The sequence below is a fragment of the Comamonas sp. FUJ_7 genome (assembly GCF_057369555.1).
The window spans coordinates 169,998-186,792 of sequence record NZ_JBXXZI010000008.1; the positions used below are offsets into that span (position 1 = coordinate 169,998).

At 59.1% G+C, this 16,795-nt stretch carries 15 protein-coding genes; 8 read left to right on the forward strand and 7 right to left on the reverse strand.

Going from position 1 to position 16,795, the window contains the following annotated elements:
* Nucleotide 1 precedes the first annotated feature (1 nt).
* Both AC2I9W_RS13490 and AC2I9W_RS13495 read left to right on the forward strand, forming a co-directional pair.
* Nucleotides 2-445 (forward strand): ExbD/TolR family protein, encoded by a 444-nt coding sequence (locus tag AC2I9W_RS13490; RefSeq protein ID WP_486410457.1) that lies wholly within the window; start codon nt 2-4, stop codon nt 443-445.
* Nucleotides 446-723: 278 nt separating this feature from the next.
* Entirely contained in the window at nt 724-1,101 is a 378-nt protein-coding gene (locus AC2I9W_RS13495; RefSeq protein WP_158394023.1) for an HPF/RaiA family ribosome-associated protein, read from the forward strand.
* Between the two features lie 116 nt (nt 1,102-1,217).
* On the opposite strand, the gene AC2I9W_RS13500 is transcribed toward AC2I9W_RS13495, so the two are convergent.
* Both AC2I9W_RS13500 and AC2I9W_RS13505 read right to left on the reverse strand, forming a co-directional pair.
* A complete protein-coding gene (locus AC2I9W_RS13500) occupies nt 1,218-2,618 on the reverse strand; it encodes an aspartate ammonia-lyase (protein ID WP_486410458.1) in 1,401 nt (466 codons plus the stop codon).
* Between the two features lie 302 nt (nt 2,619-2,920).
* Nucleotides 2,921-3,850 carry a pirin family protein gene (locus AC2I9W_RS13505; protein ID WP_486410459.1) on the reverse strand — a complete coding sequence of 310 codons (930 nt, stop codon included), beginning with the start codon at nt 3,848-3,850 and terminating at the stop codon, nt 2,921-2,923.
* 235 nt (nt 3,851-4,085) lie between these two features.
* Here AC2I9W_RS13505 and AC2I9W_RS13510 point away from each other — a divergent pair, with 235 nt between their 5' ends.
* The gene (locus tag AC2I9W_RS13510; protein ID WP_158394020.1) at nt 4,086-4,367 is read left to right on the forward strand and encodes a hypothetical protein; all 282 of its coding nucleotides are present in this window, start codon (nt 4,086-4,088) and stop codon (nt 4,365-4,367) included.
* A 65-nt stretch (nt 4,368-4,432) separates the two neighbouring features.
* On the opposite strand, the gene AC2I9W_RS13515 is transcribed toward AC2I9W_RS13510, so the two are convergent.
* On the reverse strand, nt 4,433-4,834 hold the full coding sequence (locus tag AC2I9W_RS13515; RefSeq protein WP_486410460.1) for an OsmC family protein: 402 nt from the start codon (nt 4,832-4,834) through the stop codon (nt 4,433-4,435).
* Nucleotides 4,835-5,067: 233 nt separating this feature from the next.
* Here AC2I9W_RS13515 and AC2I9W_RS13520 point away from each other — a divergent pair, with 233 nt between their 5' ends.
* On the forward strand, nt 5,068-6,381 hold the full coding sequence (locus tag AC2I9W_RS13520) for a hypothetical protein (RefSeq protein ID WP_486410461.1): 1,314 nt from the start codon (nt 5,068-5,070) through the stop codon (nt 6,379-6,381).
* Here the strand turns inward: AC2I9W_RS13520 and AC2I9W_RS13525 are convergent.
* From AC2I9W_RS13525 to tkt, 3 genes are all read right to left on the reverse strand, one after another.
* The gene (locus AC2I9W_RS13525; protein ID WP_486410462.1) at nt 6,378-7,892 is read right to left on the reverse strand and encodes a rhomboid family intramembrane serine protease; all 1,515 of its coding nucleotides are present in this window, start codon (nt 7,890-7,892) and stop codon (nt 6,378-6,380) included. The genes AC2I9W_RS13520 and AC2I9W_RS13525 overlap by 4 nt on opposite strands.
* Before the next feature lie 190 nt (nt 7,893-8,082).
* Entirely contained in the window at nt 8,083-9,081 is a 999-nt protein-coding gene (gene gap, locus AC2I9W_RS13530) for a type I glyceraldehyde-3-phosphate dehydrogenase (RefSeq protein ID WP_158394016.1), read from the reverse strand.
* A gap of 141 nt (nt 9,082-9,222) precedes the next feature.
* Complete coding sequence (gene tkt, locus AC2I9W_RS13535; protein WP_486410463.1) at nt 9,223-11,268, reverse strand: transketolase; 2,046 nt, start codon at nt 11,266-11,268, stop codon at nt 9,223-9,225.
* Nucleotides 11,269-11,562: 294 nt separating this feature from the next.
* On the opposite strand from tkt, the gene AC2I9W_RS13540 reads away from it, so the two are divergent.
* A complete protein-coding gene (locus AC2I9W_RS13540; RefSeq protein WP_486410464.1) occupies nt 11,563-12,285 on the forward strand; it encodes a nucleotidyltransferase family protein in 723 nt (240 codons plus the stop codon).
* 188 nt (nt 12,286-12,473) lie between these two features.
* Nucleotides 12,474-13,226, forward strand: coding sequence for a TSUP family transporter (locus AC2I9W_RS13545; RefSeq protein ID WP_486410465.1), 753 nt, complete (start codon nt 12,474-12,476; stop codon nt 13,224-13,226).
* A 4-nt stretch (nt 13,227-13,230) separates the two neighbouring features.
* Here AC2I9W_RS13545 and AC2I9W_RS13550 read toward each other — a convergent pair whose 3' ends face one another.
* A complete protein-coding gene (locus AC2I9W_RS13550; RefSeq protein ID WP_486410466.1) occupies nt 13,231-14,298 on the reverse strand; it encodes a tyrosinase family protein in 1,068 nt (355 codons plus the stop codon).
* Nucleotides 14,299-14,470: 172 nt separating this feature from the next.
* On the opposite strand from AC2I9W_RS13550, the gene AC2I9W_RS13555 reads away from it, so the two are divergent.
* Together AC2I9W_RS13555 and AC2I9W_RS13560 are read left to right on the forward strand one after the other, a co-directional pair.
* Entirely contained in the window at nt 14,471-15,853 is a 1,383-nt protein-coding gene (locus AC2I9W_RS13555) for an aminopeptidase P N-terminal domain-containing protein (protein ID WP_486410467.1), read from the forward strand.
* Between the two features lie 22 nt (nt 15,854-15,875).
* Nucleotides 15,876-16,655: a CPBP family glutamic-type intramembrane protease gene (locus AC2I9W_RS13560; RefSeq protein WP_486410468.1), complete on the forward strand. Its 780-nt coding sequence runs from the start codon at nt 15,876-15,878 to the stop codon at nt 16,653-16,655.
* Nucleotides 16,656-16,795 lie beyond the last annotated feature (140 nt).

The following is a 16,795-nucleotide window of genomic DNA, read 5'->3' on the forward strand; positions in this document are numbered from 1 at the left end:
TATGGCCTTTGGCCGCATGAATCACCGCCAGGGGGCAGAAGCTCCTATCAATGCCATCAACGTCACGCCGCTGGTCGATGTGATGCTGGTATTGCTGGTGATCTTTATTCTGGCTGCTCCCATGCTGGCAGCCAGCTTGCGTGTGCAGCTGCCCAAGGCGCAGGCGGCGACAGAGCAGACGGCAGTGAACAAGAGTGATGTTCTGACAGTTGAGGTCAGCCCTGTTGGCGAAATCTGGGTTGAGGGTGCGGTGGCAGACGATACCGCGGTACAGCAGCACTTGCAGGAGCTGGGCCAGCGCAACCCTCGTGCAGAAGTCCAGTTGCGTGCTGATACCACTGTTCCCTATGGTCGAGTAGTGCAAATCATGGGATGGGCCCATGCGTCAGGGCTGACTCGCATCGGCTTTGTGACGGATCTTCAGGCTAAGGCTGGTGCCAACTGACGAGCAAGCTGCAAAATTTCTTACTTTTTGCAAGTCCAGTCACTGTGTCTTTTGCTTTGGCTCAAAGGCAAGACTTCTAACTTCTACTCTTGTTGCTATCTCTTTCAAACTGCAGCGAAGCTAGGCACAGAATGGGAAAAGCCCCTGTCCATTGCTGGCGTAACAAGCCCTGATGGGCAGAACAGGCTTCTGGCGTTACGATGATTTCGCCTGCCGTTATGGCACCCCTACAGATTTAGCCGCAGCGGTTGCGGCATTTGGTGACTAGGAGGATTTGCATGCAAGTACAGGTTCATGCCGACGATTCCATCCAAGGTGGAGAGTCTCTGGCTCAATGGGCGCAGGAGGAAGTCAATGCCAAGCTGGCCCGCCTGAAGGAGTATGTGGTGCGCGTGGAGGTCTTTCTCACAGGCGTTGATGCGCTCAAGACGACGGGAGGCCCTGGCAAACGCTGTGTGCTGGAAACCAGAGCAACCGGACGACCTCCTATTGCAGTGAACGCGGAGGCGGAAAAGGTCAAGGATGCGTTCAGTGCGGCAATTGAGAAGCTCAAGCGTGCTGTCGAGGCTGATCTAGGTAAGCTCAAGGATAAGAATCTGCGCGAGAGTGTGCGTGGTGTGGATGATGCCGGCAGTGAGAGCCCTGCCGTGGCGTAATCAAGCCTGTTTCGTCTGCCAGCCCTTCAGGGCTATGTGCTGGCAGCTATGAAAAACATAAAAAAGGGTATGTTCGTAAGAACATACCCTTTTTTTGTTGCTGATAAGGCTGCTGCTTATGCGGCGGTCAGTGCGCCAGCCTGAGTCAGCTTATCTGCGACCAGCAGCTTCTTCATTTCTGCTTGGCTCATGATGCCCAGCTCTTCAGCGACCACGGCAATTTGCTTGCCGTTGGCAATGGCGGTTTTGGCGATCTTGGCGGCCTTTTCATAGCCGATCAGCGGGTTCAGTGCAGTCACCAGGGTCACGGACTCGGCAATGCGCGAATCCAGCAGTTCCTGGTTGGCCACAATGCCTTCCACGCAGTTCACTTGCAAGGTCTTGCAGGCGTTGCTCAGGTGGCTCAGGCTCTTGTGCAGGGCCCAGGCCATCAGGGGTTCGAAGGCGTTGAGCTGCAATTGACCAGCTTCCACGGCCATGGTGATGGCGGCGTCGTTGCCGATCACTTCAAAGCAGACCTGGTTCATCACCTCGGGGATCACGGGGTTGACCTTGCCGGGCATGATGGACGAGCCAGCCTGACGTGCGGGCAGCTTGATATCGCCGACGCCAGCCTGAGGGCCTGAGGACAGCAGGCGCAAGTCGTTGCTGATTTTGGACAGCTTCACGGCCACACGCTTCAGAATGCCGGAAATATCGGCAAAAGCACCAGTGTCGCCGGTGGCTGCAATCAGATCGGCAGCCTTGACGACGGGCACGCCCGAAATTTCAGCCAGAGCCTTTGTCACCGCATCGGCGTAGCCCACGGGGGCGTTGATGCCGGTGCCGATGGCGGTGCCACCCATGTTCACTTCGGTCATCAAATAGGCGGATTCGCGCAGACGCTTTTCGTCGTCGGCGATCATGGCGGCAAAAGCGGCGAACTCCTGGCCCAAAGTCATGGGGACGGCGTCTTGGAGCTGTGTGCGGCCGATCTTCAGGATGTGGGCAAATTCGCCAGCCTTGGCTTCAAAGGCTGCGCGCAACTCAGCCAGGGCAATCAGCAGCTTCTGGATGCCAGCATAGGTGGCAAGCTTGACGGCGGTGGGGTAAGAGTCGTTGGTGGACTGCGAAGCGTTGACGTGGTCATTCGGGTGAATCACGTCGTAGCTGCCTTTGGGCAATCCCAAGTGCTCGAGAGCACAGTTGGCGATCACCTCATTGGCGTTCATATTCGTGGAGGTGCCAGCGCCGCCCTGGATGACATCAACCACAAACTGCTCGTGCAGCTTGCCGGCGATCAGGTCGTCACAGGCCTGGGAAATCGCGGTGGCTTGCGTGATATTGATAGCGCCAAATTGCAGATTGGCTTGGGCAGCGGCCTTTTTCACAAAGGCAAACGCGCGGATCAGTTCGGGCATGTGCGCGACCGAATGACCGGTGATGGGGAAGTTCTCCACTGCACGAGCGGAGTGAACGCCCCAGTACGCGTCGGGAGGAATGGTCTTGATACCGAGGAAATCTTGTTCTTGACGCATGAATCTGCTTTCAAATTTGCAATATCGGAGTGGCCACGTGTGCAAGAACAGGACGTGGCAACGCCCCGGACGAAAAAAGCGATTGCTGCGTTTTCGAGGCCAGGGCGTTGGGTGAATTATGGAGTCAAGTTATGCATGAGCCCAAACGTTTCATGCATAACATCATTGTTGTTGATGTTGAGAAAATATTTCTTTCTCTAAAATGTCTTAAAAGACGTCAAAACCATGAAAATTTGCGTTAATTGAAGGTGGTGTGTTTTTTAATTCGCACCAATTTGGTGCGAATTAAAGCAAAAAGAGATTTAAGAAGCTCGCAGGCTTACGCCTTTCAGCGATGGGGAGTGCAGCGGCTGAAGGGCCGAGGCCACTGGTTTACCAAAGCGCCGTGGCTGGCCATTGATAGTTTCTGCATCGCTGACGGCCTCGGCTTCCCATTGCTGCTGCGCTTGTTGCATTTCTTCGGTGGTACGAGCCACGAAGTTCCACCAGACCAGGATGGCTTCATCCATCGGCTCTCCACCGATGATGATGAGACGGCTGCCGGGCGTGCATTCCAGACTCACTTCCTTGGTGCCGGTAGGCAGATAGATCACCTCTTCGGACGGCAACAGTTGACCATCCACTCTTACTTCACCGGACATGCTCAGCACGGCATGCTCAAAATCGGTGCGCAATGGCATGGAGGCCCGTGCTGTGCTGGCTGTGCCTGTCGCCAGCAAGTCAACGGCCATCAAGGGGGAGTGGACTTCAGCGGGTGACACCAACCCCAGAGTCTCACCCGCCAGTACGGTGGCAGAGAACTCTCCAACCCGAGTCTGAGGTAGATCTGGATAGTGCTGGAAGCGTGGGGGGATGTGGCGATGGCTGTCAGGCAGGGCGATCCACAGCTGTGCTGCGTGCACTCCCAAGGTCTGGGCTTCTTCCGAATGAGCAATGCCGTAGCCGGCCGTCATGAGGTTGACTTCTCCGGGGCGAATGAGTTGCTCGGTGCCCAGACTGTCACGATGCAGCACTTCGCCCTCAATCATCCAGGTAAAGGTTTGCAGACCGATGTGAGGGTGAGGCCCGACCTGCATACCCGGCGGAGGTGGGACGGCAGGGCCGGCATGATCGAGAAAGCACCAAGCCCCTACCTTGCGCAACGCGGCCTGCGGAATGGCTCGGTGGATAGGGATGCCACCGACATCGGCAACACGGGTGGGAAAGCGTTGTAAGTTCTTTGATTCACTCATGACAATTCCTGACGACAAGGGCTTTGAGTGTGCAGGGAAATGTGGTTTTTGCGAAATCCAACGGCAGAATCAGCCAACGCTTTGCATGGGGTTACATCCTTGAGGCTATTCAGCCAACTGGCTGACAGCGGTCCAGCGCAGGGCCGTTTATTTTGAGAGCGTGGGTCACGCACTGTGGCTCTTCGACAGGCGCCACTCGTGCGCTGAGAATCTAATATTGGCAGGAGGAATAGAGATGAGCGAACAAACGACCTATGGCAACCAGATCTCTGCCGTCGAAGTCCAGCAATACCCTGAGCACTTTGTGGCACGTGTGACAGGCAAGGTAGAGCATCGAGTGGGCGATGGCCCGTGCGAGGCCATTCCTGTCGGTACGGCGATGAAGGTGGATACCGCCATTGCCAGCTATGTGCTGTCCTGGATTGATCCCAAGGATCAGCAACCAGAGACTGCCTATCTGGCCAAGCGCGAGTTTGAGCACTATGTGGAAGTAGGGGCTTTGGAAGTCTCGGTGTAATCAGACTTACAGGCTCCATGAAAAAGCCCTGCAAGAAATTGCAGGGCTTTTTTGCGTCCCGACTTTCAGAGCAGTGCCGTGGGAATCTCTATGGAGCCTTCCAGTAGCTTGTGAACAGGGCAGGCATTGGCAATTTGCAGCAGACGCTGGCGCTGCTCGTCGTCTAGCTCGCCATGCAATGTGATGCTGCGCATGATCTGGTTGCCATTGGCGGGCTTGCCTTCGGGGTTGAGCTTGAGGTTTACATCGACATGGGTCAGTGGCCACTGTTTGCGGCCTGCATACATGTGCAAGGTGATGGCTGTGCAGGCTCCCAGAGCTGAGAGCATGAGGTCCATGGGGTTGGGGGCCGTGTTGGCGCCACCTAAAGAGGTGGGCTCGTCAGCATGCCAAGTGTGACCTTGCTCATCCGTCAGTGTGATGCGGTAGGGTTGGTTGCTGCTTTGTGTATGGACGCTGTGATTCATTCGTGATGTCTCCTTCAAACAGCAAGCACTGTAAGCGCAGATATGCGGGCAGGCTGTCATTTCCGTTCGAGGCAGAGCTGTGACACTGTGCTGGCAATACGCCAGCGCAGCGCTTGTGTTTGGCGGCAGGTGGTGTACACAGGCTGATTCAGAATAGAGGCAAGTCATGGGGCTGGCATGCCCCTGCTGTTCAGTACATGGCACAACCAAGAAAAAAATCGAGGGAGGCAGGCTTGAATTCCATACGTGGTGCGCGATCTTCGGAAGACTCTTCCGAATGGAAAATTCCGCCTTTCTGGCAGAAGCTCAACAGCTTTTTTCTCTTTCCTCTGCAAACCGAGCCGCTGATCTATGCCTTGGTTCTTTCGGCCTGCAGCTATGGCCTGATGCTGGGGCCTATAGGCATTTTTGTGGTGGGGCTGGGCCTGCTGCTGGCCATCAGCCGCTATGGCTTCAAGGTCTCAGCCTATGCTTCACGCGGTATTACGCACAGCTCGGACTTCCGGCGTGACCAGGACGATGAGGACTGGAAGTGGTTGCCGTGGAAGTTCTTCGGCGTGCTGTTTGTGTTCGGGCTTTTCATCGGCTTTCTGGCCAGCCGCAGCCTGACGCTGGGTGTGATGGCCAATCTCGTCGTTGCACTGCTGATACCCGCAACCTGGATGGTGCTCATCAACACCCAGCGCCTGAGCTCGGCGATCAACCCCTTTGAGCTGCTGGCCACGATTTTCGGCATTGGCAAGTCGTATCTGCTGCTGTGCTTTTTCCTGTTTCTGCTGCAGCAGGGTGCGCCCATGGTGCTGGAATTGCTGCTGACCCGCGCCAAGCCTGCGCTGGTTCTGCCACTGGTGTGTTTTGCGACGATTTATTTCTCCTGGGTCATGGCGGCCATGATTGGCTATGTCATGTACCAGCACCATGCGGCACTGGATATTGAGCCTGTGCAGGCCCCTGAGGGCATAGCCGTGGTGACAGTCGATCCGCGAGAGGCCGAGGCCAAGCGGCGTGATGCAGCGGTTGCGCGACTGGTGCAAGACCACAAGATGGACGAAGCCGTGAACCAGGCGCGTGAGTGGCAGCGAGAGGACCCTGAAAGCCTGGCCGATCAGCGCCGCTATTTTCGTGTGCTCAAGCTGACCGATAAGACCGATGCGCTGATTGAACTGGCCCAGCGTTTCATTCCCTTGTTGATGGCGCAGCAAAAAACGAGCGAGGCGCTTGAAGTCTGGGTCAGCAGCGTCAAACGCAAGCCGGATTTTCAGCTGTCCTCCGCGCAGCTCAACCATGATCTGGCGCAGCAGGCCTGGCGTGCAGGCAAGCCCAAATACGTGTTGATCTTGGCCAAGAATTTTGAAAAACGATTTGCGGGTCAGCCCCAGGTTCCGGCCATGCTGGAGCTGTTGGTCAGAGCCTACAAGCAGGGCATGGGCCAGCCCATGCAAGGCGTTCACGTTTATATGCGCATGAAGCAGCTATTTCCCGAGCATGCGAGCACCAAAGAAGTCGAGTGGGTGCTGCGTGAGGAGCTGGAGCAGCTCAGCGCCTAACCCGCAGGCTCTGCCAGCTGGGTCAGCCAGAGCGTTATCGAGTCTTGCGGCGCCACTTGCTGCAAGGCTGGTAACCAGGCTTTGGCCTGCTGCACCTGACCGGCCTGTGTCATGCCGTTGACCAGCAAAACCAGGGTGGCAGGCCAGTGCGGATGATCGCTGGCCTTGTACAGAGACTGGCAAAGCGTTTCGGCTTCTGGCAAGGCACCGATGCGTACAAAGCTGCGTACCAGCCCATGCATGGTGTCTGTGCTCATGCGCATGCCGGGCCTGGCACGCTGGCGGTAGGTACGGTAGCTGGAGAGTTGCAATTGGCGATCTGCATCGGTGCTGGCAGGCAGCTTGAAAATCAGGCGCGCCGCACCATGAAAATCTTCGCTGCCAGGGTGGTGACGAGCACTCTCAAACCAGGCTTTGAGCACTGCCGGATTCTTGGGTGCCAGCCGTGCAGCCTCGCGCCATGCAGGGGCTGCGCGCCCAAAATCCAGTGCGTCGGTATGACGCTGGGCACGGGCCATGGCATCGGCCAGGGGCTTGGCCGCCGTGCGGGCCTGTTCTTCCTCATTGACTGGTGCCTGCACCGTCTGCAGACGCATATACACCCACATCAGCACAGCGCCCGTCAGCAGCCCTCCAAAGTGGGCCATATACGCTACCTGCTTGCCGCCCCAAAAATGCTGCAGCAGCTCCACCCCCATCCATACCGGGAGCATGATCAGCGCAGGCCAGGTGGCGTAGTTGAAGTAAAAGAGCAACATGTAGAAAAAGCGGATACGCCGCATGCGGTACATCACCGCATACATGGCCATCAGCGCCGAAATCGCACCCGATGCGCCCAGGCCATAGCCGCCCATGCCACTATAAAAAATGAGAGCAAACAGCGAAGCACCTACGCCGCCAATCAGATAAAAAGCCAGGTAGGTGAAAGCGCCCAGAGCCAGCTCCAGCGTAAAGCCGAACAGGAACAGAAACACCATATTGCCCAGCAGGTGCCCGGTGCTGCCGTGCAAAAAGATGGAGGTGAATGCCTGCAGTGGCTGCCAGCCCGCGCCGGGCTCATAACTCATGGACCAGCGCTCGGTAAAGCTGCTGCGCGGCTCCAGCGGTGCAAACTGCTTGCGTGCTGCTTGCCACTCGGCATGCCCGGGGTGGCTGGCAGTGATGACCTGCCCATTTAGTAACTGCTGGCGAAACTGCTTTTCCTGCCACATCAGCACATAAAGCCGCCCATAGGCCTTGTGCTTGTAGAGCCTCTCGGCCGCCTGCACGGTATTGCTCTCATAGCGTGTATTGCCCTGACTGACCTGCTCCTGAAGATGCTTGAGGAACAGTGGCAACTCCACCGTGGGCAAGGCTGTTTGGGCATAGGCCTGTGCAGCGCGTTCCACATCCTTGTCTTCGGATGTTTGCCAACCCCAGAAAATCACGCAGTTGATGACGATGAGCAGTACCGTCATCCAGGGTGGAGAGCGCCATGAGGGCTTGTTTTCAAGAGGAATGGCAAGAAACATGGGTGGGGCGGAAAAGTCGGCTCAGGGCGATTGCTGTGGACTGTAGCGCAGCCGCTCTTTTTTCATGAGGTATGCCGCTTTGTGGTGGACAACAAAAAAGCCAGCAGGCGTCCCATGCTGGCTTTTTTGATAGCTATCAGCGCTTATCCAGTAAGCGCTAGAGGCTGATTTGGCTTGTAATCCGTGAAGATTACTTGGCCACCACGCGCACCATTTCCAGGCACTTGTTGGAGTAGCCCCACTCGTTGTCGTACCAGGCAACAACCTTCACGAAGGTCTTGTCCAGAGCGATACCAGCTTCGGCGTCGAACACGGAAGTGCAGGTTTCACCGCGGAAGTCGGTGGCGACCACCTTGTCTTCGGTGTAGCCCAGCACGCCCTTCAGAGCACCTTCGGACTGGGCCTTCATTTCGGCGCAGATTTCTTCGTAGGAAGCTTCGGCGTTCAGTTCCACGGTCAGATCAACCACGGACACGTCGGAAGTGGGCACGCGGAACGACATGCCGGTCAACTTCTTGTTCAGCTCGGGAATCACCACGCCCACAGCCTTGGCAGCGCCGGTGCTGGAAGGGATGATGTTTTCCAGAATGCCACGGCCGCCGCGCCAGTCCTTGTTCGAAGGGCCGTCCACGGTCTTTTGCGTAGCAGTGGCAGCGTGCACCGTGGTCATCAGGCCGCGCTTGATGCCCCACTTGTCGTTGAGCACCTTGGCCACGGGAGCCAGGCAGTTGGTGGTGCAAGAAGCGTTGGAGATGATGTCTTGGCCAGCGTAGGTCTTGCAGTTCACACCGAAGACGAACATGGGCGTTGCATCCTTGGAAGGAGCGGACATGATGACCTTCTTGGCGCCGGCAGTGATGTGCTTGCGGGCAGTTTCGTCGGTCAGGAACAGGCCGGTGGACTCAATCACGATGTCGGCACCGACTTCGTTCCACTTCAGGTTGGCGGGGTCACGCTCTTGCGTCAGACGGATCTTCTTGCCGTTGACGACCAGGGTGTTGCCTTCGACGGAGACTTCACCGTCAAAACGGCCGTGCACGCTGTCGTACTTCAGCATGTAAGCCAGGTAGTCGGGCTCGAGCAAGTCGTTGATACCAACGATTTCGATGTCGGAGAAGTTTTGCACTGCGGAGCGCAGCACGTTGCGGCCGATGCGGCCAAAACCGTTGATGCCTACCTTGATCGTCATAGTTGCCTCGTCAATAGTGAGTAATGAAAAAACCGGAGCGAATTGTGCCCGGACTCGGCGGTTTGCGGCCTCGTCCGGATGGCTGATAGCAGCACAAGCCTGCAATTCAGCCGGAAAAAAGGGGCACTAGGCCCCTTTTGCTTACTTGGCAGCGTTCTGCAGGGCAACCTGCACGGTGTCGGCCACGTTTTCGGCGGTGAAGCCGAAGTGCTTGAACAGCACGCCTGCGGGAGCGGACTCACCGTAGGTGTCGATGCCGACCACGGCGGCGCAGCCGTACTTCCACCAGAAGTCGGTCACGCCCATTTCCACGGCAATGCGGGGCAGGTCGGCGGGCAGCACGGCCTTCTTGTACTTCACGTCCTGCTTGTCGAAGGTCGTGGTGCTGGGCATGGAGACCACACGCACGGCGATCTTGCGCTCGGCCAGCTGCTTCTGGGCAGCCAGTGCCAGCTGGACTTCGGAGCCGGTGGCGATGATGACGGCCTGGGCCTTCTTCTTGAGGCCGATGTCCTTGGGCTCGCTCAGCACATAGGCGCCGCAGGCAATGTTGTCCAGCGCGTCTTCGCTCTTGGGCGAATAGGCCAGGTTCTGGCGGCTCAGCAGCAAAGCGGTGGGCTTGTTCTTCTGGCTTAGGGCCACGGTCCAGGCCACAGCGGTTTCCGTGGTGTCGGCGGGGCGCCACACGTCCAGACCGGGGATCAGGCGCAGGCTGGCTGCGTGCTCGATGGACTGGTGAGTTGGGCCGTCTTCGCCCAGACCGATGGAGTCGTGCGTGAAGACATGGATCACGCGCTGCTTCATCAGAGCTGCCATGCGGATTGCATTGCGGCTGTAGTCCGAGAAGGTCATGAAGGTGCCGCCGTAGGGGATGAAGCCGCCGTGCAGCGCCACACCGTTCATGATGGCGGCCATGCCGAATTCGCGCACACCGTAGTTGATGTGGCGGCCGATCTTGCCGTCTTCGGTCTTGACCACGGCACCCTTGTCGTCCACGCGGAAAGCGGGAGTCCATTTCGTGTTGGTCAGGTTGGAGCCGGTCAGGTCGGCAGAGCCGCCCAGCAGTTCGGGCAGAGCGGCAGTGAGACCTTCCAGGGCCAGCTGGCTGGCCTTGCGGCTGGCCACGGTGGCACCGGCGTCATGGGCGTCGGAGGCGATTTGGGCGGCGATTTCGCCGAAGTTGACGGGCAGCTCGCCAGCCATGCGGCGGGTGAACTCGGCAGCTTGCTCGGGGAAGGCTGCGGCGTAGGCGGCAAACTTCTTGTTCCAGGCGGCTTCGGTCTTGGCGCCCTGGCCCTTGGCATCCCAGTCGGCGTAGACATCGGCAGGGATTTCGAAGGGGCCATGCGCCCAGCCCAGCGCAGCGCGGGTCAGCGCGATTTCTTCGGCTCCCAGAGGCTCGCCGTGAGCCTTGGAGGTGTCCTGGCGGTTGGGCGAGCCCTTGCCGATAGAGGTCTTGCAGCAGATCAGCGTGGGCTTGTCGGCGCTCTTCTTGGCGGCGGCAATGGCTTTGTCCACGGCGTCCACGTTGTGGCCGTCCACGTCGCGGATCACGTTCCAGCCGTAGGCTTCAAAGCGGGCGGGTGTGTTGTCGGCGAACCAGGGGGTGACCTTACCGTCGATGGAGATTTCGTTGTCGTCCCACAGGGCGATCAGCTTGTTGAGCTTCCAGGCGCCGGCCAGCGAAGCGGCTTCGTGGCTGATGCCTTCCATCAGGCAGCCGTCGCCCATGAAGACGAAGGTGTGGTGGTCGACGATTTCGTGCTTGGGCTGGTTGAACTCGGCAGCCAGCAGCTTTTCAGCCAGCGCAAAGCCCACGGCATTGGTGATGCCCTGACCCAGAGGGCCGGTGGTGGTTTCCACGCCGGGGGTCACGCCCACTTCGGGGTGACCAGCGGTCTTGCTGTGCAGCTGACGGAAATTCTTCAGCTCTTCGATGGGCAGGTCGTAGCCGGTCAGATGCAGCAGCGAATAAATCAGCATGGAGCCGTGACCGTTCGACAGGATGAAACGGTCGCGGTTGGCCCAGTGAGGGTTCACTGGGTTGTGCTGGAGGTGGCGGCTCCACAGCGCAACAGCCATGTCGGCCATGCCCATGGGGGCGCCGGGGTGACCGGAATTGGCTTGTTGAACGGCATCCATTGCGAGTGCACGGATTGCATTCGCCATATTTTGAGTGTTGGCCATCAGGGCGCTCCGAAAAGGAGGGGTAATTCTGGTAAGCCGCTCATTTTAATGGAGGCCCAATTTTCGCAGGCGGGATGCGGGTCAATGCTCTACAGTGCAGTCTAGGAAACAGGCCATTCGATCGCATTTTTCATGACTTTCCAAGACTCTAAAAAGCCCGCTTTGTCATCGTTGGCGGCTTCAACTCAGAGCGTGCCCCAAGTCAGGGACACCGAGCAAGAGCAGCCTCGCAGCGAGGGTGTCGTCCTCCCGGGGGAAAGCGGCATCGCCGCTCAGGGGAGGCAAGTGCCTGCAATGCTCTTGGCCGCAGGCCGTGGCGAGCGCATGAGGCCGCTGACGGATTTCACGCCCAAGCCCTTGCTCAAGGTGCAAGGCGTGCCGCTGCTGCAGCTGCATATGCAGGCGCTGATGGCTGCTGGCGTGCCCAAAGCCGTCATCAACACAGGCTGGCTGGGCGCACAGATACCTGCATACTTTGGCCATGAATTTGTGCTGCAGGCCAATCAGAGTGAGCGCAAGCAGCTATCACTTTTGTATTCTGCAGAGCCCGAAAAAGCGTTTGAGACCGCAGGCGGCATCAGCCGCGCCTTGCCGCAGCTGGGCGAGGTTTTCTGGCTGGCGGCAGGCGATGTTTATGCGCCGGACTTCACCTTTCCTGCCGAGGCTGCACAGGCCTTTGCGCAAAGCGACGAGCTGGCCCACCTGTGGCTGGTGCCCAATCCCGCGCACAACCCACGTGGCGACTTTGGCCTGAGTGCCGATGGCAAGGCACTGGATCTGTCTGCCGACGACGAACGCCCGCGCTATACCTACAGCACGATTGCGCTCTTGAAAGCCGAGCTGTTTGCAGCACCGTGGTTCGATGTGCAGCCCGGAAACCCCGAAGGCCTGCGCGCACCGCTGGCCCCGCTGCTGCGCCGAGCCATGCAGGCTGGGCGTGTGGGCGCATCGCTCTATACCGGCCGCTGGGTGGATGTGGGCACGCCCGAGAGGCTGGAGCAGCTCAATCAGGGCTGACTTGCGGGCTGAGTTCCTGCGGGGAACATGCGGACGGCCATGTGGTGGCCAACCTCTGTGGCGTTGCTTGCGGCGGACTGCGTGCAAAAAATCAAAGCAAAAGAGCGTGGCCTCTCGTTTCAGCGGTCTCTGCTAAGCTCGCTGCCCTTCGGGCAGGCAGCACGCCGGTGCTGTCATCAGGTGGGCAAATGCAAATCGTTTTCTTCATGGCCTTGGTCGGGCTGGCTTCTTTTTGCCAGAACCTGACGGGCTTCGCTTTCGGGCTGATTTTTGTGGGCGTGGCAGGGGCCGTAGGCTTGATGAGCATTGCCGATGCGGCCAATGTGGCCTGCCTGCTGTCCATCATCAATGGCATCAGTTATATGCGGGCCTACCGCTTCGAGGCGGACTGGAGCATGCTGCGCCCCATGCTGATCAGTAGTGTGCTGGGGGTGATTGGCGGCGTGGTGCTGTTGCACTGGCTCAGCGGCAACACGCTCAATGGATTGCGTATGTTGCTTGGAGTGGTGATTGTGTTGTGCGCCATCTTGCTGATGGCGCAGAAGAAGGCGCTGGACAAGCCTTCCGGGCCCGTCTCTTTGTGGGTGGCCGGATTGTCTTCGGGCCTGCTGGGCGGCCTGTTTGCGACGCCTGGCCCGCCCATGGTCTATCACCTCTACCGCCAGCCGCTGGACCGGATGCTGGTGCGCCATTGTCTGTTTGCCATGTTCGTCACCTGCTCCGTGCTGCGCGCCGTCATGGTGGCGGTGGAGGGGCAGATCGGTTGGGCAGTCATGGGCTGGACGGTGCTGGCATTCCCGGTGGTCACCGGCGTGACCTGGTGGAGCGCCAGGCGTCCGCCTGCCTTGCCCAGAAAGTGGATTGAGTGGATGGTGTGCGGCCTGCTGGTGCTGTCGGGAGTCAGCCTGTTGTGGTCAGGCTGGCTGCACTCGCAGGCCTGAGGCCTTAACCCTGGTACGACACGCCGGAGTGCTTTTGCAGATCGAAGGTGTCTTGAATCAGGATTTTTTCAGCATAAATGTCCAGAACACTTTCGGCACCGGTCATCGCACTTTGAGCGCTGGTTGGGTAGCTCGCATTGCCGAACTTTTCCTGCCACAGGGCCCACAGGCGGTCTACGTTGCAGTGATGCAGGAAGAAGGCCGGGTCGTTGGGCGATGAGCCGGTACCCATTTGCCCCCCCATGCAGGCATGCACGGTGTTGTGCAGTACTCGCTCCAGGTGCTTGCGCATGCTGTGGGCGTTTTCGTATTCAAAGTTTTGCACCCGCGATGTGGCGGACACCATGTCGTCCATATAGGGTGCAGAGTCGTAGTCGGGGATGTTCAACACTGCCTGCAGTGGGTTGCTGCGCATGTAGTCATCGAGAAAGCTCAGGTCTGTTTGCGCCACACCCTGAAAGCTGTAGTTGCGCGTTAAGCCCAGAGGGCTCAGTTCGCTGGTGTCCGCGTCGTCCGTTCCGTCTGCATCGGTGTCGGCAAACTCGTCAGGCGTGGCATCAAACTGCTCGGCCATGGGCCATTGGCCGACACGGAAAGCGCCAGTCTTGACCAGGTACAGGTCTTTGGAGTCGCCATTGCCGCCGAGGAAGTCGTCGGTAAATATCTGGGTGTGGGACTCCAGCTGGTGCCAGTCCCAGAAGGGCAGCGTCATGCGGCTGTCGCCCGAGACTTTGCGCATCTCTTTTTCGAAGCGCAGCAGCATTTCGCGATGCCAGGGCAGAAAGCTGGCGCTCATGTGTGCATTCTTGTGATCCTTGAATGCATCGACATGAATGTTCACAAAGTAGTCGTAGGCATTGGTGCTGGAGTTATAGCTGGAGGTGCTTTTTTTCATCCCCAGCAAGGTGTCTATGAACTGCTGGCGCTCTTGGGCTGACAGTGAGGTGACATTGCGTCTTTGTGGTGCCGGGAGGGGCTTGAGTTCGCTGCTGCCGTCACCGCCACCACAGGCGCTGAGGTACAAAGAGGAGAGCAGGCTTGTGCCCGCCAGTAAAAAATGTCTGCGTTCCATTATTCGCTCGCCGAATCTATAAGTGTTTATTGGGGTTCATTGCGGGTTATGAGTGGGCCGCATACGGAAGGCGGTGTCCATCACTGATTTCAGGTATTTGGGCGCAAAGCAGGCGCGAAGTCGGACGTAATTCGCCGCTGGAAACTCGTCCGGACAGCAGTACGATATGCCCATGACTTCTGTATACGCCCAACGTCGTGCACGCTTGGCCGCCCAGCTGGGCGACGGCGGTGTCGCCATCATTCCCACAGCGCCAGAGCTGCACCGCAACCGGGATACCGAGTATCTGTACCGCCACGACAGCTACTTCTATTACCTCACCGGCTTCAGCGAACCCAATGCCTGCCTGGTGCTGACCAGCGACGGCCAGAGCGTGCTGTTCTGCCAGCCCAAGGATATTGACCGCGAAGTCTGGACCGGCATTCGCCTGGGCCCTGAAGCGGCGGTGGGCAAGCTGGGGGTGGACAAAGCCTACTCCAGCGACGAGATCAACAACCGCCTGCCACGCTTGCTGGAAAATCGCGAGCGCGTCTGGTTCCCGTTTGCCACGCACAAGGGGCTGGCCGAGCAGGTCGAAGGCTGGCTCAGCCAGGTGCGCGCCCGTTCGCGCTTTGGCGTGCTGTGCCCTACGCAGCAGGGCGATGCTTGCGCCCTGCTCGATGAGATGCGATTGGTCAAGGACGCACATGAGCTGGACATCATGCGCCGCGCCGCGCAGATCAGTGCCCAGGCCCATGTGCGTGCCATGCAGCGCTCGGCCCGCATGATCCGCAATGGCGAGGAGGTGCGCGAATACCATCTGGACGCCGAGCTGCTGCACGAATTCCGCCAGCATGGCTCGCAGTACGTGGCCTACGGCTCCATCGTGGCAGCCGGTGCCAATGCCTGCGTGCTGCACTATCAGGCCGACAAGGCTCCGGTGCGCGCGGGCGAGCTGGTGCTGATCGATGCGGGCTGTGAACTGGATGGTTATGCCAGTGACATCACGCGCACCTTCCCGGCCGACGGCAAGTTCAGCGGGGCGCAGCGTGCGCTGTACGACCTGGTACTGGCCAGCCAGGAAGCGGCGATCGCCGTCACCAGGGCCGGCAAGCGCTTCAACGACCCGCATGACGCCACCGTCGCTGTGCTGGCCCAGGGCATGCTGGACCTGGGACTGCTGGACCGTACCAAGTACGGTACGGCCGAGGATGTGATCGAGTCGCGTGCCTACTTCCAGTTCTACATGCATCGCACCGGCCACTGGCTGGGCATGGATGTGCATGACTGCGGCAGCTATGTGGAACCCAGCGAGCTGGGCGTGATCAGCGAGCGCAAGGACCCGATCTCGGGCGAAACCATTGCCAATCGCCCCAGCCGAATTCTGCAGCCCGGCATGGTGACGACCATCGAGCCCGGCATCTATGTGCGTCCTGCTGCAGGCGTGCCAGAGCAGTTTCACAACATCGGCATCCGTATTGAAGACGATGCCGTGGTGACAGCAACCGGTTGCGAGCTCATCACCCGCGGCGTCCCCGTGAAGGCCGATGAGATCGAAGCGCTGATGCGCGGCTGAAATTCGCAAACCAGGAGGGCCTATGCAGCAGACCTTCTCAGACCTGCCACGCCATGCCGCAGCGCGGCCTTTGCCAGTGGTGCGCATGGGTCTTTTGCTATGGCTGCTGGGACTTGCCGGTGTGGTGGCCCTGGTTCGTACGGCACCGCTGGCATGGCTGTTCACTTCTGCACAGGCCGCCTCTGATGTCTCTTTTAACTGGGGGGCGATTGTGCAGTTGGGTGCCTTGCTGGCACTGGCCATCTGGGCGGGCCTGCGGCTGGGGCCGCGAGTGGGGCTGAGTGCGCCCTTGATTCATGCCTTGGCGGAGGGGCGCATGCCCTGGCGCGGCATACGGGTGCTGAGCCTGCCAGGCGTGGCAGCGGGAGTGATAGGGGCGGCCTGGCTGGTGACGCTGGCCATGCTCTGGCCTGAGAGCATGGCATTTGTGGACCCGGCCTACGGCCTGCCGATCTGGTCCAAACTGCTTTATGGCGCCATCACCGAAGAGCTGCTGCTGCGCTTTGGACTGATGACGGCAGTCATGTGGCTGCTGTGGAAGGCGTTCGGCCCCAGCGGTCAGCGGCCCGGCCGGTTTCTGGGATGCTTGGCGATTGCCATTGCTGCGCTGCTGGCAAGCGCTGTCTTGGTCTGGCTGGGTGCTGGCCTGCCAGGGGGGGTGTCAAAACTGGTCATGCTTCAGCTGCTGGCGTGTGAGAGCGTCTACGGTTTGCTGGCCGGCTGGGTCTTCTGGCGTTATGGCCTGGAGGCGGCCATGCTGGCCCATGTCGTGACCTATCTGCTCTCTCACGGCCTGGTTTGAGCCACAGGCGCATTTGAACCTGCCGGGCAAAACTGTTTCGACGCGGCCGATGCTGCGTTGCACTATGCCTGCATGCGTCAGCGTGAAGCCTCCAATGACAGCTTTTAAATTAATAGCTGCATGTGCTTGAAATATATGAA